This window comes from Methylobacterium sp. J-088, assembly GCF_022829295.1.
Lineage (GTDB): Bacteria > Pseudomonadota > Alphaproteobacteria > Rhizobiales > Beijerinckiaceae > Methylobacterium.
This window is the reverse complement of sequence record NZ_JAKSYH010000173.1, coordinates 33,094-53,938: the sequence shown is the minus strand read 5'-3', so window position 1 is coordinate 53,938 and position 20,845 is coordinate 33,094. Positions and strand designations below refer to the sequence as shown.

The following is a 20,845-nucleotide window of genomic DNA, read 5'->3' as shown; positions in this document are numbered from 1 at the left end:
GCGTCGCTGCCTCATCGGTCGGATCTGACGGGACCGGCGGGGGAACCAACCGGGGCGCGGGCGGTCTCTCACCGCGCGGATATCGTGGCCGGCGACGGGGAGGCCCCCCGCCGGCATCAACTGCCATGATCGAGTGCCACGGGTAGCCTCAACCCGCAACCCGCCGCGGCGCCCGGAGGCGCCAGATCACGCAGGATCGCTCGGTCGGATCCAGCGCGATGCGGTGGGACTTGCCGCGCAACTCGAACGTGTAGCCCTGGAGCAGGTCCTCGACCTCCACGGCACCATCGTCCGGCAGACCCAACAGCCAGAGCGGCACCTCGTAGGTGCATTCCTGGCGGTTCCTCGGATCGAGGTTGACCATGGTGAAGACGCAATTGTCGCGCTCCGGCGTCGCCTTGGCGTAGGCGATGATCTGGTCGTTGAACGCGCCCGTGAAGACCACGTTGCGGAAATCCCAGAGGGCGGGGTTCTCGCGGCGGATGGTGTTCAGCTTGACGATGTGCTCGCGGATGTTGCCGGGCCGGTCGTAGTCCCAGGCCTTCAGCTCGTACTTTTCCGAGTTCAGATACTCTTCCTTGCCGGGATACGGCGCCGCCTCGCACAGCTCGAAGCCGTTGTAGATGCCGTAGACCGACGACAGGGTCGCGGCGAGCGTGCCCCGGATCACGAAGCCGGCGCGCCCGCTGGTCTGGAGGAAGTGCGGGTTGATGTCGGGCGTATTGGCGAAGAAGTTCGGGCGATAGTACTCGCCCATCTCGCCGGCCAGCTCCAGGGCGTAGTCGGTGAGTTCCTGCTTGGTGTTGCGCCACGTGAAGTAGGTGTAGCTCTGCTGGTAGCCAGCCTTGGCGAGCTTTTTCATCATCTTCGGCCGGGTGAAGGCCTCGGCGAGGAAGAGCGCGTCCGGATACTGGCCGTTCACCTCGGCGATCACCCATTCCCAGAACGGAATCGGCTTGGTGTGCGGGTTGTCGACCCGGAAGATGCGCACGCCGCGCGCGCACCAGCCGAGCAGGATGTCGCGCAATTCGATCCAGAGCGAGGGCAGGGCGCCGCCGTAGAAGTGGACGTTCGAGATGTCCTCGTACTTCTTCGGGGGGTTCTCGGCGAATTTGAGCGTGCCGTCGGGGCGCCACTCGAACCATTCCGGATGGTTCTTGATCCAGGGATGGTCCGGCGAGCACTGGATCGCGAAATCGAGGGCGATCTCCATCCCGTAGGCATGGCTCGCCGCGACCAGCCGCTCGAAATCCGCGAGCGTGCCGAGGTCGGGATGCACGGCCTCGTGGCCGCCCTCCTCCGCGCCCACCGCGTAGACCGACCCGACATCGCCGGGCAGGGCCTTGAGGGTGTTGTTCTTCCCCTTGCGGTTGGTGCGGCCCACCGGGTGGATCGGCGTGAAATAGAGCACGTCGAAGCCGAGTTCGCGGATCTCCGGCAGGCGCCGGATCACGTCGTCGAAGGTGCCGTGGCGGTTCACGTCCATCGACTGGGAGCGCGGGAAGATCTCGTACCAGGCCGAGAACCGGGCCGCGAGGCGGTCGGCGATCACCGGCAGGGTCACGGGATAGCGGGTCAGGTTCACCCGCTCGGCGTTGCGGCGCACGAGGCTCGCCGCGTCTGGCTGGAGGATCCGGTCGAGCTGGGCGGCCGAGCCCGCCTCCTCGGCGGCGAGCGCGGCCACCAGGGCGGCGAGCCGGTCGGCGTCGCGACCGCCCTGGGTCCGGGCCAGCGAGGCGGCGGTCCCGACCAGGGCCACGCCCTCGATCGTCTCCAGGCGGACATCGACGCCGGCGGCGCGCTTCTTCAGGGTGTCGCGCACCCAGGACGAGAAGGCATCGCGCCACGCGATCAGGGTGAACTCGTAGCGGGCGTTCTGCTCCAGGGGGAATTGCCCGGCCCAGCGGTCGTTGTCGACGAAGACCATCGGGTCCTCGCGCCAGATCTCGCCGCCGGACGCCGCGGTGCCGACGATGCGCGACAGGATCGCGGCAGCGATGATCTCGTGGCCGTCGGAGAAGATGTCGGCCTCGACCCGCAGGGATTCGCCGACGATCCGCTTCACCGCCGAACGGCCGCCGTCGAGCTCAGGGCTGACCGCCTCGATCACCACCCGGCCCTCGCCATTCGGCGTGCCGCGCGTCGGCTGGCGGGCGACCGCCTGGGCGCTGGCCGCGAGGATACGCAGCTCGCCCGGCATCAGGTCGATGGCGCTGCCGGGGTGGAACGCGATCGGCTCGGCCTCCGGGGTCCGGTCGACGAAGGTCCCGAGCATCCCGCCCGTGCGGGCGATCAGCGCGCCGGCCTCCACCGGGACCGGCCTGTCGGTCGGGTTGTAGAGCACGATCAGCCCGTGCCGGGCCGAGGCCGGATGACCGGTGTCGAAGCGGGCGAGCGCCACCAGATCGCTGTCGGGGGCCGAGACCCGGATCTGCGCACCTTCGACATTGGCGGCCGGCAGCTCCGCCCGCAGGGCGTTGATCGCCCGGATCGAGGCGGAGATGTCGAGGCCGGTGTCGTTCTCCCGGTCGCGCGGGGTGGTGTCGACCACGTGCAGGGCCCGGCGATAGCCCCACTCGTAGCCGATCGGCATCAGCACGCCGGCCGAGAAGAAGGCGGCGAGCGCGTAGCGGGTGCGCAGGTGCTGCGCCACCGCTTCCGGGCCGCCGCCGACCTCGGCGGCGAGCCGCTTCATGTCGTGGTTCTCGGGGAACGCGATGGAGGGCGCCAGCACCCGCAGGCGCTCGTACTGCTCCAGCGCCCAGGGCTTCTTCAGGTCCCACCACGCGAAGGAATTGAACAGGTAGTCGAAGCCGGCGCCGGCCGTGGCCCTGGCCTCCTCGAAGGTGCAGCCGAGGGTCTCGGCAGCGAACAGGCAGGCGGGATCGCGCCCCTTGGCCTCCCCGATCAGGACGCGCCATGTCTCCGGCGGGACCTTGTAGGCCGCGTCGCAGCGAAAACCTGCGACGCCAAGGCCCTGGAGATGCGCCACGTAGGCGCCCCAGATCCGGGTCAGCTCATCCCGGGCCGCGGGGGTGTGGTAGTCGAGTTCAGCCAGATCGCCCCAGACGGTGCGGATCGACGGGTCGTCCGGATCCACCGCCGCCGGGTGCATGATCGAGCCGTCCGGCTCCTTCATGAACAGGTCGGGCCGCTCGGTCACGAGGCGCCCGTTGTCGGCGGTGTGGTTGATCACGAGGTCGGTCATCACCGACAGGCCCAGCGCCTCGGCCGCCGTGCAGAACCCGCGGATCTGCTCATCGTCCGGCGTGCCGTCGGGGTCGCGGAAGCGCTCGTCCAGCCGCTCGGGATCGGCCACCGCGTAGAGGCTGCGCGAGCCGCCGGTCTGGTGGAACGGGTTCAGGTAGATCCAGTCGAAGCTCAACGCCGCGATCCGCGGCAGCTCGGCGGTCCAATCCGACACGCGCCCGACCAGGAGCGGGAACAGATTATAGATCCGCGGCCCCGCAGCGCGCGGCGCCAGCGACGCCGGCAGGACGGCTTCGGCCCCGGACGTCGCAGCGGCTTTGGTCGGTGCGTTCATGCTGGCTTCTGGCTCCCGTTCCTGTGTCGTAACGCCCGAACTACGCAGGCGTGCCGCGCGATCCGGTTCGACGTGTCTCAGCAGAGTTGCGTGACAGGGCTGCGGAGGGTCCTGCCAACCGCGCGTTTTCCCCTCCCCCCTCTGCGGGGGAGGGTGGCCCCCGAAGGGGGTCGGGAGAGGGGAGCAACGGTGCAGAACTCGGCTGTGGCCTTCACGCAGATCACGCCTTTTCCGGAAGCCGGGTTCCCCGCTCCCGACCCGGCCTGACGGCCGGCCCACCCTCCCCCGCAAAGGGGGGAGGGAGCGTAGTGGATCCTACTTCCCTCACGGCTCCCGTCGCAGCACCGCGTAGGGCAGGTCGCGCAGGAGGTCGCCGAGATCGGCCCCCTCCCCTTCGACCCCCCGCCCCGTGACGAGGTCCCGCCAGCGGGTCCCGGCCCCGAGATCGACCCGGGTGCCGGCAAAAGCCTCGCTCGACCAGCCTGCCTCGCCCACAAGACCCGCAACGAGCCGCGGCACCGCCACGAACAGGTCGCCACCCTCCTGGCCGGGATCGGTCCGCCGGTAGGCAACGACATGGTCGGCCCGCGCCCCCGTGGCGTCGACGGGCTCGTGGGCGGCGATCGCGTAGAAATCCGGGCGCTCGGCCCGCTCGGCCAGCAACCGCGTCAGCGTCGCCTGCTTGATCCGCCCATCCGGCCATTGCGCCAGCAGCGCCGCCGGTTCGCCGCCCTGTTCGAGCATCCGTTCCAGGGCCGGATAATCCACCGGGCGCCGGTTGTCGGGATCGACGAAGGAGAAATCCCAGATCTCCGTGCCCTGGTAGGTGTCGGGCAGGCCCGGCAGGGTGCATTTCAGGACCGTGCGGCCGAGGCTGGCCAGCATGCCGAGATGGGCGAGCCGACGGGCGAAGGGCCGGAGCTCCCGCAGGAAGTCCGATCCCGGTGCGATCAGCGCCGTGAACAGCTTCTTGACCGCGCCCTCGTAAACCTCGTCGACGTTGACCCAGCTCGACCGGCGCTTGCCCTCGCGCATGGCCTTTTCGCCGTAGGCGATCAGCCGGTTGCGGAAATCTTCGATCGCTCCGGGCTCGTCCTGCTCCAGCAGTTCCAGGGGCCACGCGCCCAGGATCGCCTGGAAGAACATCCACTGGTCGTTGGCGTCGGGGGCCGGTTCGCCGTCGATCCGGGCGAGGTGCGGCCCGGCCGTCCGCTGCCACAGGTCCCAGGCCTTGGCCCATTCCTCCGGGATCTCCGACAGGGCGAGCAGTCGGGTCCGGGCATCCTCGCCGCGCTTGGTGTCGTGGGTCGCGGTGGTGATCATGGCGCTCGGCCAGTCCCGGGCGCGGGCGATCTGCAGGTCGTGGAAATGCTCGGCGTCGATCCCGTACTCGCCCGGATCGCCGCCGACCTCGTTGAGGCCCAGAAGGCACGCGTAGCGGTAGAACAGCGTGTCCTCCAGGCTCTTGGCCATGACCGGGCCGGTGAGCTGCTGGAACCGGCGGCGGAAGCGCAGGACTACCCGCGGATCCGGCCGGCCCGGCCCCGTGGTCTCGATCCGCCCGAGCAGGACCTCGGCGGCGAAATCGTGGACCGAGCGATCCGGCAGGCTCGACCAGCGCTTGGCCTTGGCGACCGCGCCCTCGATCAGGCGGACATCCTCGGGCTCGACCTCGCCCTCCTCCAATTCCTGCGGCAGGTAGCTCCGGTAGGTCGGGAAGCGCGCGATGATCTCGATCAGCGCCCGGCGCAGGGCATTGACGGTGAAGTCGCGGGTGCGCCGGTCGGCATCGGCGGCCTCCTTGAGGTCGGAGGTCAGCACCTCCAGCTCGCTGGCGAAGCTGATCTCCAGGATCTCGGCCTTGGCCGCGCGGAGCTGGAAGCCGTAGGGCTCGTCGAAGCCCGTGGCCCAGGTATAGAGCCGCTCGACCTTCCCGCGCTTTCCCTTGTCGACCAGGATACCGTCGAGCTGGTTGAGCACGTCGTAGCCCGTGGTCCCGGCCACCGGCCAGGGCCGCAGCCGCTCCCCCGGCTCCAGGATTTTTTCGACCACCACGTAGAAGCCCGGCCCGACCGCCGCCTGAAGCGCCCGTGCATAGCCCAGCGGGTCGGCGAGCCCGTCGATGTGGTCGATGCGCAACCCGTCGATCCGGCCCTCGCGGACGTGCCGGAATACGGTCTCGTGCGAGCGGTGGAAGATGTCCGACAGCTCGACCCGCAATCCCGCCAACGAGTTCACGTCGAAGAAGCGGCGGTAGTTGATGTCGCTCGACGCCACCCGCCAATGGGCCAGCCGATAGGCCTGCGCCTCCAACAGGCGGTGCAGCGGCCCGAAGCTGTCGGGGCGGCCCTTGAAGCCGTTGAGCAGCGCGAGCGTGCTGGCTGTGGCCTCCTGGATCAGCGGCGAGACGCCGTGGATCTCGGCGAGCCGGCGCTTCAGCCCCTCGGCCTCCTCGGGGAAGCTTTTGCGGCGGGTCTCGTCGGTGTCGATCGACATGGCGCGCAGCCGCTCGGAGATGGCGAGCAGTTCCGCGGTGGTGTCGTCGTCCACGGCCCCGATGGCGGCGATCACCCGGTTGAGGATCGTCGGATAGCTCAGCGGCCGGATCGGCAATTGGTGCTCGTAGTGCCAGACACTGAAGGCGCCCTTCTCAGGGTCGAACTTCAGGTCCAGCGTGCCCTGCTCCAGGGCCTCGCCGTAGCGCTCGCCTAGGAACGGGATCACGAGGTTGCGCCCGGCCCCGAGCCGCTGCCAGTCGATGTCGAACGCATCGGCGAACGGGGACAGGGAGCCCCATTCCAAGACCGAGAGCCACCACGGATTGTCGGACCCGCCGACGCCCATGTGGTTCGGCACGATGTCGAGGAGGAGCTTGATCCCGTGGGCGCGGAGCGTCTCGGAGAGCTGGATGAAGCCCGCCTCGCCGCCGAGTTCCGGGTTGATCGCGCCGTGATCGACGATGTCGTAGCCGTGGGTCGATCCAGGCCGCGCCTTCTGGAGCGGTGAGGCATAGACGTGGCTGATCCCGAGCCGGTGCAGGTAGGGGACGATCCGGCCCGCATCCGCGAAGGTGAAGTCCTTGTGGAACTGCAGCCGGTAGGTCGAGCGCGGCGGCGGCACCGCGAGCCGCGCGGCCCCCGAGCGCGGGCCCCGCGCCTCGGACGACAGGGCCGCGGCGAGCTTGGCCAGCGGGCCGCCGGGGGCGGCGATCGCCGCGAGGTCCCGGTCGAGCTTGCGCCGCCAGTTCGGGTAGCCCTCGGTCGAGCCCGGCACGTTGGCCTGAGCAAGTTCCGAGACCACATCCTCGTACTGGACCGCGGTGAGCATCGAGGGTGCGCGGGCGAGGTAGCGGGCGGCGGCCTCGAAGGGCGCGGCATCCGGCGGCTCGGCGGTGGGGAGCAGCTGCTCGCCCGCCAGCGCCTCGGTCAGGCGGCGGCGCTCGACCACGCGCTCGGCGCGCTCGGCCTCGGCCCGGTCCTGATCGTACAGGCCGAGCGACTGGCGGGTGTCGGTATCGACCCCGCGCCACCAGCCAACGAAGGTCGGCAAGTCGTGGGTGGTGATGGCGGTGAGCGCGTCGCGCGGATAGGCCGAGGGCGCCTTGAACCGGCCATCGGCCTCCCGCTCGAAGGCGAGGATCCGGTAGCTGAGCACGCCCGCCCGCATCAGAGCGTCGGAAAAACCTTCGGGCGCGGTGCCGAGGTCTTCCGCGATGACGAGGCACTTGTTGCGGTGGCTCTCCAGCCGCAGCACCGCCAGCATCGGCTCGAACGGCATCGCCACGTAGGCGCCGGCCTGGGCACCCGCGCCGAGCGGGATCAGGAACAGGCGGGCGAGCTGGAAGGCGTGGTCGATCCGGATCGCGCCCGCGTGGCGCATGTTGGCCTGGACCAGGGCGCGGAAGGCCGCGAGGCCGTCGCGCTCCATCGTCAGCGGGTCGAAGGCCGGCAGGCCCCAGTTCTGGCCCTTGGGCGCCAGCAGGTCGGGCGGCGCGCCGATCGAGACCTTGTCGGCGAAGCGCTCGGGATGGGACCAGATCTCGGACCCGCCCCGGTCGGCGCCGACCGCGAGGTCGCGGTAGAGCCCGACCCGCATGCCCGACCCGAGGGCCGCCGCGGAGGCCTCTTCGAGCTGACGGTCGGCGAGGTGTTGCAGCCACGCATGGTAGCCGACGAGTTCCGCGTTCTCCGCCGCGAAGGCCGTCACGGCCTCCGTGCCGGCGCGGCGATAATCCTCCGGCCAGTCGCCCAGCCAGTGCGCCCCCTGCCCCCGGAAATGCTCCGACAGGGCCTCGAAGGTCGCGTGCGATTCCAGATCCGCGCCGCCCTCCTGGCGGAAGCGCTCGAAATCCGCGTCCGTCCCGGCCCGGGCCGGCGAATCCGCCCAGAGGGCCCGGAGCACGGGGTCGAGCACGTCGTGCACGCCCTGATGATCGACAAGCGCCGCCTCGCGCAAAGCCGTGATGGCGTCTTCCCGCTCGGCGAGCAGCGCCTCGGCCCGGGATCCGGCGAGCCCCGGCAGGCTGCGCGGGGCGATGAACAGGGTCTCGAGGAACAGGCGCGAGGAGGGCGAGTAGGGCGAGATCTTGGTCCGGTCGGAGCCGAACAGGGCGTGGACCGGGCTGAGCCCCAAGAACGCCGCCCCGCGCAAGGCAGCCTCGCGGGCGGCCTCGCCGGCATCCGCGTAGGTGCCGATGCCGATATTGGTCGTCGAGCGCAGGCCGTAGAGCTGCGCGGCCAGACCCCAGTCGGAGGCCCCCTCCTCCGTGTAGGGCCGCGGGCGCCAGCAACGCTGCGGCGCGGCGATCACCCAGGCTTCGGTGCGGCTCTGCCCGGCCTGGACGGTGAGGCGATGGTAGCCCGGGGTCAGCGGCGGCAGCTCGAAGCCGGGCTCGGACCCGTGCGGGTTCGCCCGCCCCGCGCGCGCCGTGCCGCGTTCATCCACGAGGCGCCAGACCAAGGTGTGGGGCGCACCGTTCTGGAGCCGCACCGGCACCCGGGCCGCCCGGCGGGCCTCCACGGGCAGGAGCGGCGGAATCAGGCCGCGGCGCAGGCGCTCGACCTGCTCCAGGCTCTCGGCGATCGCCGCCTCGTCCTCTACCGCGAAGCCCAGGGCCGCCAGCAGGCCCCGGCGCACCTCAAGGGGCGTCTCGACGGGCTTGCCGAAGGCATCGGTATAGCCCGCGGCAACGCCGACGAGATCGGCCAGCTGTTCCAAGGCACGCACGTTCAAGGCGCTCACGAGTGGGACTCCGTCAGGAACACGCCCGCCCAGGAGGGTAGGTCGCGTCCGGCCCCGTCCGGGGCGTTGGTCCAGACCACCCGGGCGCCGCCCGGATCCAGCGCGAAGGGGGCGTCGCCGACATTGGCGACGAACCGCAGGGTGCCGGCGCCGAAGCGCCACGTGCAATCGACCACGTCGGCCCGCGGCAGGCTGGCGGCGGCGCCTGCGTAGCCGGACTTCGCCAGCGGCACGACCACGTCGCGGCGCAGGCCCAGGAGCCGGGTCGTCTCGGCCAGCACCTCGCGGTGCGGCGAGCGGTCCCGCTCGGACCAGTCGAGCTTCGAGGCCTCGAAGGTCTCGCGCTCGGTGGGATCCGGAATCTTCGAGGTATCGTCGGCAAACGCCGCGAAGCTCTTGAATTCCCGGCGGCGGCCGTCGCGCACCGCCGTGTTCAGCTCTTCGTCCGGCGCGAAGTCGACGAAGAACAGGAACGGCGCCGAGGCCGACCATTCCTCGCCCATCCAGAGCATCGGGATCTGCGGCGCCAGCAGCAAGCCGGCCCGGGCGAGATCGAGCTTCTTCGGGTCGGCCAGATGGTTGAGCCGCTCGCCGAGTGCCCGGTTGCCGACCTGGTCGTGGTTCTGGAGGAAGGTCACGAAGGCCGAGGGCGGCAGGTGCCCGGAGGATTCGCCGCGCGGGTGGTTGTCGAGCGTCGGGAAGGGCTCGCCCTGATAGGCAAAGCCCTCCGCGAGGCAGCGCGCGAGATGCGCGACGGGTTTGTCGGCAAAGCTTTTATAGTAGCCGGCATCCTCGCCGGTGAGCAGGACGTGCCAGCAATGGTGCAGGTCGTCGGCCCATTGGGCGTCATGCATCTTGGGGCGCCCGGCGGCATCGCGCTCCAGCCAGCGGGCCTGGTTGGCCTCGTTCTCCAGCATCAGGTGGATCTGGCGATCCGGGAAGGTCTTGCGGACCGTCTCGCCGAGCTCGGCCAGGAAGTGGCGGGGCGAATCGTCCAGGATCGCGTGGACGGCGTCGAAGCGCAGGCCGTCGAACCGGTATTCCTCCAGCCAGTACAGGGCGTTCTGGATGAAGAACTGGCGCACCGTGGCGCCGCTCTCCTTGCCGTCGAAGTTGATGCCGGCGCCCCACGGCGTCTGGTGGCGCTCGGTGAAGAAGGTCTTGGCGTAGGCGTGGAGGTAGTTCCCGGCCGGGCCGAAGTGGTTGTAGACCGCGTCGAGATAGACCATCAGGCCGAGCCCATGGGCGGTGTCGATCAGCCGCTTGAGGTCGTCCGGCCGGCCATAGGCGCCGTCGGGGGCGTAAGGCTGTACGCCGTCGTAGCCCCAGTTGCGTGTGCCCTTGAAGTCGGCGAGCGGCAGCAGCTCGATGGCGGTGACGCCCAGCGCCTTGAGGTCGGGCAGCCGGGCCTGAAGGCCCGCATAGGTACCCTCCGGCGTGGCCGTGCCGACATGACACTCGTAGATCACCGCCTCCTCGAATGGCCGCCCGGTCCAGCCCTCGTCCGACCATTCGAAGGCACGCGGGTCGATCACCTCGCTGAGGCCCGAGACGTCGTCCGGCTGGAACCGGGAGGCGGGATCGGGCGCCACGAGATCGCCGTCGATGCGGAAGCCGTAGCGGGCACCGGGCTTCACGCCGGGCAGGGCGGTGCGCCGCCAGCCGCCGCCGGATTCGGGCAGCGGGTGATCGATGCCGTCGACGACGAGTTCGACGCTCTGGGCAGTGGGTGCCCAGAGGGCGAAGCGGACGCCACCGCCGACCATCTCGGCCCCGAATTCCATGTTGTGGGCGCGCCGCATCGGGCCACATTCCTCGTCGTTGGCCGCACGCGCCGGGGCAAGCGCGGCAGGCTCACCTGTCGTGGGAGAAGGCCCCGGGCTCGATCCGGTTCCCGCAGCGCAGCTATGGCGGGCGCAGGGTGTGGCAATGGGGGAACGGAGGCCCACGCGTCTCCCTCCCCCGCAGAGGGGGGAGGGAGAGTCTGTGGGTCCGTCGCCGATCCATTCTTTGAACGACTTCGACCGTCAAGGCCCCGGCACCCACCCGGGACTCCTCCCGCCCTCCATCTCCGGGCCAGTCAGCACCAGGACCGTGCTTCCGGGCAGCGGCACCGCGGCGCCCGCCGCGTAAGCCGCGGCGTCCGACGGCAGCGCCCCCTCGGGCTCGCCCGTGTCGAAGACCGGCCGCCATGGGCCACCGATCACCGGGGCGAGGTGGAACGTGCAAGCCTCCTCCCCGGCGTTGAACAGCATCAACAGGCGGTCGCCCGGCGTGCCGTCATTGCCGATCTGCATGCCGAACGCCTGCAGCCCGTCGTCCGACCAGTGGCTTTCGCCCATCTCGGTGCCCTCGGGCGCCAGCCAGTGGACGTCGCGCAGGGGTTGGCTCGGATCGATCAGGGTACCGGTGAAGAAGCGCCGCCGGCGCAGGGCGGCTTGAGTCCGGCGCAGGGTCAGCAGATTGGCGACGAAGCCCGTGAGCGCGGGGTCCGGATCGACGCTCCAGTCCATCCAGCTCGTCGGGTTGTCCTGAGCATAGGCGTTGTTGTTGCCGCCCTGGCTGCGGGAGCGCTCGTCGCCCATCAGCAGCATCGGCACGCCCTGGGCCAGCATCACGGTGGCCAGCATGTTGCGCTTCTGCCGGGCGCGCAACGCCAGGATGGCGGCATCGTCGGTGTCGCCCTCGACGCCGTAATTCCGGCTGACGTTGTGGCCGTGGCCGTCGCGGTTGTCCTCGCCGTTGGCTTCGTTGTGCTTCGCCTCGTACGACACCGTGTCGGCCAGCGTGAAGCCGTCATGGCTGGCGATGAAATTGACGCTCGCGAGCGGCGAGCGCCGGGAGGGCGCGAACACCTCGCGCGAGCCGGTCAGCCCCTGCGTGACCTTGGCGAGCGTGCCGGAATCGCCCTTCCAGAACCCGCGGGTCGCGTCGCGGAACTTGTCGTTCCATTCGCTCCAGCCGCGCGGGTAGCTCCCGAGCTGGTAGCCCCCCTCCCCGATATCCCAGGGCTCGGCCACCATCTTGACCCGGGCGAGCACCGGATCCTGCGCCAGCGCCTGGAAGAAGGCCGCCTGCGGGGTGAAGGCGAGCGGCGAACGCCCGAGGCTCGAAGCGAGGTCGAACCGGAAGCCCGCGATCCCGTAGGCGGTCACCCAGTGGCGCAGGGAATCCAGCACCAGCTGCATCACCCGCGGGTGGCTCACATCGAAGGTGTTGCCGCAGCCGGTGCAGTCGAGGTTGCGGTGAGGGTCGGCGGGGTCGAGCTTGTAGTAGCTGGCATTGTCGATGCCGCGAAACGCCAGGGTCGGGCCGGTGTGGTCGCCCTCCGCGGTGTGATTGTAGACCACGTCGAGCCAGGTCTCGATCCCGGCGGCGTTGAGCTCCCGGATCGCCGCCTTCAGGCTGCCGAGGCCGCCCTCCCCCAGGTAGCGCGGGTCGGGGGCGAAGTAGCTCAGCGGCTGATAGCCCCAGAAATTGACGAGGCCCTTCTCCACCAGGAAGCGGTCATCCGCAAAAGCCTGGATCGGCAGCAGCTCCAGGGCGGTCACGCCGAGTTTCACGAGGTGCTCGATGATCGCCGGGTGGGCCAAGGCCGCGTAGGTGCCGCGCTCGGATTCGGGGATCGCCGGATGGGTGCGGGTCAGCGCCTTGACGTGCGCCTCGTACACCACCGTGTCGGCGAGCGGCCGGCGCACCGGATCGAGGGCGAGGTCGGACACCTCGGGGGCGGTGACCACGCAGCGCGGCATGTAGACCGCGCTGTCGCGCCGGTCGATCCGGTCCTCGCGCCCGCCCCGCCGGTGGCCGTAGAGCGCGTCATGCCAGCGGATCTTCCCGCGGATCTCCCGCGCATAGGGGTCGAGCACCAGTTTCGAGGGGTTGAACCGGTGGCCGTTCGCCGGATCCCAGGGGCCATGCACCCGGTAGCCGTAGAGCTGGCCCGGCAGCACCCCGCGCAGGTAGCCGTGCCAGACGTCGTCGGTCCGGCAGGGCAGCCGCACCGTGCGGGTCTCGTGCCGCTCGCCGGGCTCGAACAGGCAGATATCGACCGCCGTGGCGTGCTCGGAGAACAGGGCAAAATTGACCCCGCGCCCGTCGAAATGCGCGCCGAGCGGCGCCGGCACCCCGTCATCGACGGCGATCATGGGCGAGGTCCAGATATGAATGTGAGATCAGAGAGGTGCCACGCAACGTCATGGTTTCAAAAGGTCTTCGACCTTTTGTGGGTGCAGGGCAAAGCCCTGCTGTCGGGCTTTGCCCGATTGCCGGGCGAAGCCCGATGCCTTGGGGACCTGCCCCGAGACCCCGCCAAAGGGATGATCCCGTTGGAAACCCGGGACATCGCCGGCTATTCGGCGGCGGCGGCAGCTGTGGACGGCGGCTCGCGCTCGATCGTGCGGAAGTTCTCGAGTTCCGCCAGGAAGTTGCGCGCCCACCAATCGACATCCTCGCGGGTCATGCGCTCGACCATCGGCTTCCAGCGCGCCAGGCGCTCGGCCTTCGGCATGTAGAGCGCCGCGCGGATCGCCTCCGCGACCTCGAACTTGTCGTAGGGGTTGATCAGCAGCGCCTCGGGCAGCTGCCGGGAGGCGCCGGCGAATTTCGACAGGACCAGCACGCCCGGATCGTCCTCAGCTTGAGCGACCACGTATTCCTTGGCGACGAGGTTCATGCCGTCCCGCATCGGCGTGACGATGCCGACCCGGGCCGCCCGGTAGAGGCCGGCCAGAACCGGGCGCGGATAGGCCTTGGTGATGTACTGGATCGGCGTCCAGGCCGGGTCGCCGAGCGCGCCGTTGATCTCGCCGACCTTCTCGTTCACGTCCCGGGCGAGCTGCTCGTATTCCGGTACCTCGCTGCGGGATTTCGGCGTGATCTGGATGTAGGTGACGTTGCCGCGCTGGTCGGGATTCGAGGCGAAGAAGCTCTCCACCGCCTCCATGCGCTCGGGCACGCCCTTGGAATAATCGAGCCGGTCGACGCCGATCAGGAGCTTGCGGGTGCGCAGGCCGGCGATGGTCTCGCGCACGACCTTGTTGGCGCTGGCCTTCTCGGCCGCCTCCTTGAAGCCTGCGACATCGATGCCGATCGGGAAGGCGCGAATCCGGGTCCGGCGCCCGTCGACCATCAGCGAGCCGCCGCCCAAGGGAATCGCCCGCTGGGTGTCGACCAGGTTGCGCTGGAGATTCTGGACATCCGCCTCGGTCTGCAGGCCGATCAGGTCGTAGTCGACGATGGCGCGCAGCAATTCGGTGCTCGCCGGCAGCGAGTTGAACACATCGGCGGCGGGCCAGGGGATGTGGTGGAAGTAGCCGATCGGGTTGTCCAGCCCGAGGCCGCGCAGCTCTGCGGCGAGCGGCAGCAGGTGATAATCGTGAACCCAGATGATGTCGTCGGGCTCGACCAGCTTGGCGAGTGCGCGGGCAAAAGTGCGGTTCACGCGGCAGTAGCCGGCATAATCCGAGCGCGAGAAAGCCCCCAGCCCCAGCCGGTAATGCATGATCGGCCACAGCGCCCGGTTCGCGAAGCCGGCATAATATTCGAGGTGATCCTGGGGCGAGAGATCGACCACCGCGTACTGGACGCGGCCCCGGTCGATCAGGGTCGGCTCCTCGGACGGCTCGTCCGTGATGATGCCGCTCCAGCCGAACCACAGCCCCTCATAGGCCGAGAAGGCCTCCTTGACGGCGACCGCCAGGCCGCCTGCCGCGACCGCCTTGCCGCCCTCCTCCGGGACGGCGACGCGGTTCGATACGATCACAAGGCGTGCCACGCGGGTCGGCTCCGGATCAGGGGCGCGGGTCGGGTCGAGGGTCTCGCCACGCCTGCATCGGGACATCAACTATATGTCAGAACGCGCGGAAACCCTGCGCGATCCTTTGTTGGTCTTGAGGCAACCCAAGCGTGAAGCCGGGCGCGGGTCAAGTCGCGGCCGTTCCGTTCCGGGACAGGGCGGCCGCTCCGTCCGGGCATCGCGCGGCGCCCCGCCCGAGCCGGCGCGGGCCGAGCGACGAGCGTTGTCGAAGCGTGGCGGTTCTGACAGACCTTGGCTGAATGGGGACTGACCGCTGCGCCGAGTCGCGGAGGCCGCGGATCTGTTCGGCTCGGATGGGGTTCGCTGCACGCGGCACCGGAACCGGTCACAGCTGAGTCTGTTACTCAGCCATCGCGGGGGCCGCAGTCGCCGCAAGCGGCGCCGACCCCGCGGCGCGAGGAGTGTTTTCGAGATGGCCGGCAACGAGTTACCGCAGGACGCCCTTGGAGGCCCGCTTCATGGGGCGGCGCATGAGGCGCCCCACGAGCCGCCCCATGCTGGGGCGGATGAGCGCGCCCAGTGGCGTGCCCTGCAGGGCGATGTCGAGGGGCTGGCCGACGTGGCGGCTGAGCGTGGACGCGGGCTGATCGACGCAGCGCGGCTCCAGGCGCAGAGCTACGTCGAGCAGCGCAAGAGCGATGCGGCCCAGTCGGTCCACGACCTCGCGCAGACGATCCGCAATTCGGGCCGCGATCTTGGCGACAAGACGAACGTGCGTGCCTTCTTCGACAGCGCCGCCGACGGGCTGGAGCAGCTCGGCTCCTCGATCGAGCGCCGCAGCCTCGGCGATTTCTACAGCGAAGCCGAGTCCATCGCCCGCCGGGCTCCGGTGGCGGTGGCGGTCGGCACCTTCGTGGCCGGCCTGATCGCCGCCCGCTTCATCAAGTCGTCGAGCCTGCCGCCGGAGGCGCCGGACGGCGACGCCCGCGACAGCTTCCGGGCCTGACGCCATGGCCCAGGGGACTGATCCGCGCCAGAACGGCGCCACCGGTGCTTCGAGCATCCAGAGCCTGATCGGCGACGCGCTCCGCGAGACCAACGAGCTCGCCCGCAAGGAAATCGCCCTGTTCCGGGCCGAGATGGCGGGCAACATCCGCCAGCTCGTCGTCGGTCTCGCCTGCATGGTCGGCTCGGCGGTGTTCGCCGTGGTCGCCCTGCTGATCCTGATCGGCGCCCTCGTGAAATGGCTCGCCACCATCGTCGGGTCGGAGTGGCTCTCGGCCCTGATCGTCGGCGGTGTGCTGCTGGTGCTGGCCGTCGGGATGGCCCTGTGGGCGCGTAACGTCCTCTCCCTCTCCACCCTGGCCCCGAAGCGCACCACGCGCCAGGTCCGCCAGGATGCCCAGGCCCTGTCGGAGCGCGTATCCGGATGAGTTCGATGAACGACCTCGAGAAGGAGATCGAGGAGAGCCGCGCCCGGCTCGACGACACGATCGACCGCATTCAGGGGCGGCTCTCGGTGCCGAACCTCGTGGACGAGATGCTGGGCAATGCCCGGCGTGTCCCGGCCCTGAACACCACCTACGACTCGGCCCTGGAGGCGGTGCGCCGCAATCCCGTGCCGGTGCTGCTGATCGCAGCCGGCGTCGGGCTGCTGTTCAGCCGCATGGCGAAGGACGCGGGACGTCGCCGCACCGAGGTCGCAGCCACCCGCGTACCGACCCTGAACACCGGCGCGGCGCGCGGCTACGATCCCGATCTCCCGACCGTCCGCCCGGCGCGGGATCCCCTGGACAAGACCGAGATCTGACAAGCGTCGTGAGCCGGACGCGAACGCACCCGAGCGCTCTCCGTCGAAGCGAACATGGGTTCGACGGAGAGCGCATCGCAACAAGAGCGTAGAGCCGCGCACGATCGCAATGCGATCGAGCACGGCTCTGAGGCCGGCCGGCAGGCCGGAGGGAACGGCGCCGCCCGATCAAGGCCGCGCAGCCGAGACGGATATCCGAGGACACCGCCATGACCGACAAGCCTGGTACCCCCACCACGCCGTCCCGCGCCCCCGAGCAGATCGCCGCCGAGGCGGGTATGCCGCACGGGGCCGGCACCGGCCTGCGCCCCGATCCGGCCGGCCTCGGCGATCCGGGTGCGCCCGGCACGGCGGCGGGCGATTTCACCCTGCGGCCCGACCCGCGCGGCCTGCACGATCCGTTGCCGCACGGCTCCGCGCCGCTCGCGTCGGGCGGAACATCCGGCGGCGGTTCACGCGCATCCGATCCGGCCTCCGCCGTCAAGGACGGCGCCCGGGCGGTGGGCGACCGGGCGGCCGATCTCGCCGGACAGGCCAGTCAAACCGTTTCGAGCTTCGCCGACGACATCAGCAATCGCCTGGGCGGCGCGGCCGATCAGGCCCGCGATCGTGCCTCTGCGGCCTATGACGACGTCCGGGAGCGCGCCGAGGGGGTTCATCGCCGCAACCTGCGGGCGCTCGACGATCTGACCAGCCAGGGGATCGACGGCCTCCACCGGGGACGCACTGCGGTCGAGCGTTTCGTGGACGACAACCCGCTCCTCGTCGGGGTGGTGGGCGTCGCCGCCGGCCTGCTGCTCGGCGCCCTGCTGCCGCGTACCCGTCAGGAGGACCGCAACATCGGTCCCTGGGCCGACGAGGTCCGCGACCAGGGCCTGCGCTACGCCCGCGAGGTGACCAATATCGGCCGGGAGTTCGTCCAAACCGCCCTCGACCCGGACAATCTCAATGCCGTCGCCCGCAAGGTGGTGGATCCGGACGACCACGCGCCGCCGGTTGGCGAGCGGAAAGAGCACACGCTCTGATCGCACGCGTGGCGTATTGATACGGACCGGTGGCTGAATCAGCCGCCGGTCGAAGCACTTACCGCTGGAAGCGCTTCTTCAAGGCCTCGTTGGCCCGGACCTGCCAGCCTGGCCCGCCGGCGCGCATGGCTTCGATCACGTCGGCATCCAGGCGCAACGTGATCTGACGCTTCGGCTGATCGATGCGCGGGCGACCCCGGCCGCGTTTGAGCAAGTTCAGGCCGTCTCCGGATACGGCCCGCGCCATCATGGCGTCGGTCAGTTCCGGGATCGCGTCATATTCCTCCGCGGTGATCGCGTGGGCATCGACTTTGGCCAAGTCGGTCGCGCCGAGCCCGTCAGCGAATGAGCCCGATGTATTTGTCCTGCTCGCGGGCATTGGCCGTCCTCATCGAGAACACGTGTCGATCGTCGCCGCGCGGTGTCCAGCACACCACGACCATCCGCCCAGCGAGAAATCCGACAGTCACGAGCCGCTCTTCGCCATAGTCGCGGCGATCATCCAGGAAGGTGACGCGCGGCCCGATAAACAGCAGCTCCGCCGCCTCAAAGTCGAGGCCGCGTTCCGTAAGAGGCCTGTCACGCTTCGCCGAATCGTAGGTGATGGCCACGCTTTAGGCGTAGCGAGCGTTCGGCGGATGTCCAGATTAATGGCGTGCCGGAAAATCGGTTCCCGAGCCAGGATCAGGCTGTGTCTGCAGGCAACCGAGAACGCGTCTTGCTTTGCCCGTCTCTGCTATCGCTGCGGCGCGTGTCGGTAAAGGAGTCGCGCCGTCACCGCCCCGTCTCCGCCTCCCGATACAGCCCCGCATGCGCCTCCCGGAGCAGGTTCTTCTGCACCTTGCCCATGGTGTTGCGCGGCAGTTCCTCCACGAACAGGACGCGCTTGGGGCATTTGAACCGGGCGAGGCGGCCCTCCAGGGCGGCCTGCACGCCCGCCTCGTCCGGACAGCCCGGGCCGCCCACCACCACGGCGGTGACCGCCTCGCCGAAATCCGGATGGCTCAGGCCGATCACCGCGGATTCGACCACGCCGGGCAGCGCGTCGATCTCGGTCTCGACCTCCTTCGGGTAGACGTTGAAGCCGCCCGAGATGATCAGGTCCTTCCCGCGCCCGACGATGTGGACGTAGCCCCGCCCGTCGACCTTCCCGAGATCGCCCGTGATGAAGAAGCCGTCGGCCCGGAATTCGGCGGCGGTCTTCTCCGGCATGCGCCAGTAGCCCTGGAACACGTTCGGGCCTTTGACCTCGATCATGCCGACCGTATCGGGTCCAAGGACCTTGCCCCCCTCCGGATCGACCACCCGCAGCGCGACCCCCGGCAACGGAAAGCCCACCGTGCCGGCGACCCGGTCGCCGTCATAGGGGTTCGAGGTGCTCATATTGGTCTCGGTCATGCCGTAGCGCTCGAGGATGGCGTGGCCGGTGCGGGCCTGCCACTCCCGGTGCGTCTCGGCGAGCAGCGGGGCCGAGCCCGACACGAACAGGCGCATGCCCCGGGCCGCCTCGGGTGTCAGGCCCGGCTCCTTCAGGAGGCGCGTGTAGAAGGTCGGCACGCCCATCAGCACGGTGGCCCGGGGCATCAGGCTCAGGATCAGCTTCGGGTCGAGCCGGGGCAGGAACAGCATGGAGCCGCTGCTCGCCAGCAGCGTGTTGGTCGCCACGAACAGCCCGTGGGTGTGGAACACCGGCAGGGCATGGATCAGCACGTCGTCGGCGGTGAAGCGCCAATAATCGACCAGCGTCCGGGCGTTCGAGGCGAGGTTGTCGTGGGTCAGCATGGCGCCCTTGGAGCGCCCGGTCGTGCCCGAGGTGTAGAGGATCGCCGCCAGATCCTCCGGGCCCCGGGGCACGTCTGCAAAATCACCGTCCTGCCGGTCCGCCGCCTCGGCGGCGCTGCCGCCGCCCGCGGCGTCGAGCGTCCAGATCTGCCGGACGCTCGCTACGGCCTCGGCGAGCGCGTCGCGCTGGCCCGGATCGCAGACGAACACGGTGGGCTCGGCGTCGCCCAGGAAATAGCCGATCTCGGCCGCGGTATAGGCGGTGTTGAGCGGCAGGAACACGGCGCCGGCCCGGACGACGCCAAAATACAGAAAGATGACCTCCGGGCTCTTCTCGACCTGCACGGCCACCCGGTCGCCGGGCGCGACACCTGACGCGTGCAGGGCCGCGGCGTAGGCGCCGGAGCGGGCGATCAGCTCCGCGTAAGCGTAGCGGCGGCCCTCCGGCGTCTCGATCACGGTCTTGGCGGGATCGGGGACGCCGTCCCGGATCAGGGAGAAGAGGTGATTGGTCATCGGGCGGCTTGGGCTGCTGGCGGCTTGGGCTGTTGCGGGCCTTCGTGTCTTCCGCACCCATAGCCGCCTCAGGGGCCTCCCGGCGAGCCCTTTCAGGCGGCGAGCCGCTGCCGCGATGACAGGAAGGCCCCCTCCGGTGCCCGTTCGGGCGCGAACAGGCCGAGGCCGGTGGGCGCCGGCATGCCGATATAGATCGCCTCCATGCCGCGCTGGGAATAAGCCTCGTGCCAGAACCCGGACCCCTTCGAATCCCGGGAGAAATCCCGCCACCACGTCCGGTGCGGGTCGGAGCGGGTGAAGCGCTCCAGGCTTTCCAGATCGCGCCAGTACTGGCGCATGCCGACATGGCTGAGCCCGAAGAACAGGTTTTCGTGCGCCAGCAACCCGTCCGGCTGCGACCGCACCGAGGCGGCGATGCCGCGCCCGAGGCCCATCAGCGCGAGCAGGCCGCGCCAGCGGGTGACCCGGAAGCCGAGATAGACCACCACGAGGTCGGGATAGGCGGAGAGATCCACGGACCGGCGGACGGGGGCAGCTTGCATGGCGCCGTCTCCTGCGCATTGTGTGCGCTGTAAACATGCGGCAGGTTGTGTACAGTGTCAACATCCGATCCCGAGAGAAGCTATCACCACGGCGACCTGCGGACGGCCCTAGTGGCGGCGGCCTTGGAGCAGCTGGAAGCCGGGGGTGAGGCGGCGCTCTCCCTGCGCGCGGTGGCGCGGGCCTGCGGCGTCTCGGCGATGGCGCCCTACCGTCACTTCGCCGGCAAGGAGGATCTTCTGGAGGCTGTGGCGGCCAGCGGCTTCGAGGCGCTCGCGGTTTCCCTGGAGGCGGCCGACGCCTCCGCGGAGGGTGCCCAGGCGCTGGCCGCGCAGGGGGTGGCCTACGTGACCTTCGCCTGCCGGCATCCGGCCCTGTTCCGGCTCATGTTCATGGGGCCTGGTTGCAAGGCGGACCGGTCTCAGGCCTACGCGATCCTGGAACGACGGGCGGCCGCGCTGGCCGGGCCGCGGATGTCGGCCGGGGACCTGACGCTCGCCGCGTGGTCCCTGGTGCACGGCCTCGCCGCGCTGATCCTCGACCGCCGGGTGCTCCTGGAGGGCGAGGCCGCTGAGGACGCGGCAAGGCGGATCACCCTGGCCTTCGCCCAGCTGGCGGCGGGCGGCTGA

Annotated in this window: 14 protein-coding genes; 5 read left to right on the top strand and 9 right to left on the bottom strand. The window is 70.0% G+C overall.

Annotated elements, in window-relative coordinates; all coding sequences use genetic code 11:
• Positions 1 to 148: 148 nt before the first annotated feature.
• From MKK63_RS19485 to MKK63_RS19465, 5 genes are all read right to left on the bottom strand, one after another.
• Positions 149 to 3,544 (bottom strand): maltotransferase domain-containing protein, encoded by a 3,396-nt coding sequence (locus MKK63_RS19485; protein WP_244004691.1) that lies wholly within the window; start codon positions 3,542 to 3,544, stop codon positions 149 to 151.
• 324 nt (positions 3,545 to 3,868) lie between these two features.
• Positions 3,869 to 8,770: a malto-oligosyltrehalose synthase gene (locus tag MKK63_RS19480; RefSeq protein ID WP_244004705.1), complete on the bottom strand. Its 4,902-nt coding sequence runs from the start codon at positions 8,768 to 8,770 to the stop codon at positions 3,869 to 3,871.
• Between the two features lie 11 nt (positions 8,771 to 8,781).
• The gene (gene treZ, locus MKK63_RS19475; RefSeq protein WP_244004689.1) at positions 8,782 to 10,587 is read right to left on the bottom strand and encodes a malto-oligosyltrehalose trehalohydrolase; all 1,806 of its coding nucleotides are present in this window, start codon (positions 10,585 to 10,587) and stop codon (positions 8,782 to 8,784) included.
• Between the two features lie 225 nt (positions 10,588 to 10,812).
• Positions 10,813 to 12,933: a glycogen debranching protein GlgX gene (glgX, locus tag MKK63_RS19470; RefSeq protein ID WP_244004687.1), complete on the bottom strand. Its 2,121-nt coding sequence runs from the start codon at positions 12,931 to 12,933 to the stop codon at positions 10,813 to 10,815.
• Between the two features lie 203 nt (positions 12,934 to 13,136).
• Entirely contained in the window at positions 13,137 to 14,561 is a 1,425-nt protein-coding gene (locus tag MKK63_RS19465; protein WP_244004685.1) for a trehalose-6-phosphate synthase, read from the bottom strand.
• A gap of 454 nt (positions 14,562 to 15,015) precedes the next feature.
• On the opposite strand from MKK63_RS19465, the gene MKK63_RS19460 reads away from it, so the two are divergent.
• The 4 genes from MKK63_RS19460 (at position 15,016) to MKK63_RS19445 (ending at position 17,378) form a co-directional block, all read left to right on the top strand.
• Positions 15,016 to 15,549, top strand: coding sequence for a hypothetical protein (locus MKK63_RS19460; protein ID WP_244004683.1), 534 nt, complete (start codon positions 15,016 to 15,018; stop codon positions 15,547 to 15,549).
• Between the two features lie 4 nt (positions 15,550 to 15,553).
• Positions 15,554 to 15,976 (top strand): phage holin family protein, encoded by a 423-nt coding sequence (locus tag MKK63_RS19455; RefSeq protein ID WP_244004681.1) that lies wholly within the window; start codon positions 15,554 to 15,556, stop codon positions 15,974 to 15,976.
• A 5-nt stretch (positions 15,977 to 15,981) separates the two neighbouring features.
• Entirely contained in the window at positions 15,982 to 16,353 is a 372-nt protein-coding gene (locus tag MKK63_RS19450; protein WP_243927278.1) for a DUF3618 domain-containing protein, read from the top strand.
• 209 nt (positions 16,354 to 16,562) lie between these two features.
• A complete protein-coding gene (locus tag MKK63_RS19445) occupies positions 16,563 to 17,378 on the top strand; it encodes a hypothetical protein (RefSeq protein WP_244004679.1) in 816 nt (271 codons plus the stop codon).
• 58 nt (positions 17,379 to 17,436) lie between these two features.
• On the opposite strand, the gene MKK63_RS19440 is transcribed toward MKK63_RS19445, so the two are convergent.
• From MKK63_RS19440 to MKK63_RS19425, 4 genes are all read right to left on the bottom strand, one after another.
• Positions 17,437 to 17,697: a BrnA antitoxin family protein gene (locus tag MKK63_RS19440; RefSeq protein ID WP_313901781.1), complete on the bottom strand. Its 261-nt coding sequence runs from the start codon at positions 17,695 to 17,697 to the stop codon at positions 17,437 to 17,439.
• A 19-nt stretch (positions 17,698 to 17,716) separates the two neighbouring features.
• Positions 17,717 to 17,989: a BrnT family toxin gene (locus MKK63_RS19435; protein ID WP_244004676.1), complete on the bottom strand. Its 273-nt coding sequence runs from the start codon at positions 17,987 to 17,989 to the stop codon at positions 17,717 to 17,719.
• A gap of 163 nt (positions 17,990 to 18,152) precedes the next feature.
• Positions 18,153 to 19,676 carry a malonate--CoA ligase gene (locus MKK63_RS19430; RefSeq protein WP_244004674.1) on the bottom strand — a complete coding sequence of 508 codons (1,524 nt, stop codon included), beginning with the start codon at positions 19,674 to 19,676 and terminating at the stop codon, positions 18,153 to 18,155.
• 92 nt (positions 19,677 to 19,768) lie between these two features.
• A complete protein-coding gene (locus MKK63_RS19425) occupies positions 19,769 to 20,218 on the bottom strand; it encodes a monooxygenase family protein (RefSeq protein WP_244004672.1) in 450 nt (149 codons plus the stop codon).
• Between the two features lie 54 nt (positions 20,219 to 20,272).
• Here MKK63_RS19425 and MKK63_RS19420 point away from each other — a divergent pair, with 54 nt between their 5' ends.
• Positions 20,273 to 20,845 carry a TetR/AcrR family transcriptional regulator gene (locus tag MKK63_RS19420; RefSeq protein WP_244004670.1) on the top strand — a complete coding sequence of 191 codons (573 nt, stop codon included), beginning with the start codon at positions 20,273 to 20,275 and terminating at the stop codon, positions 20,843 to 20,845.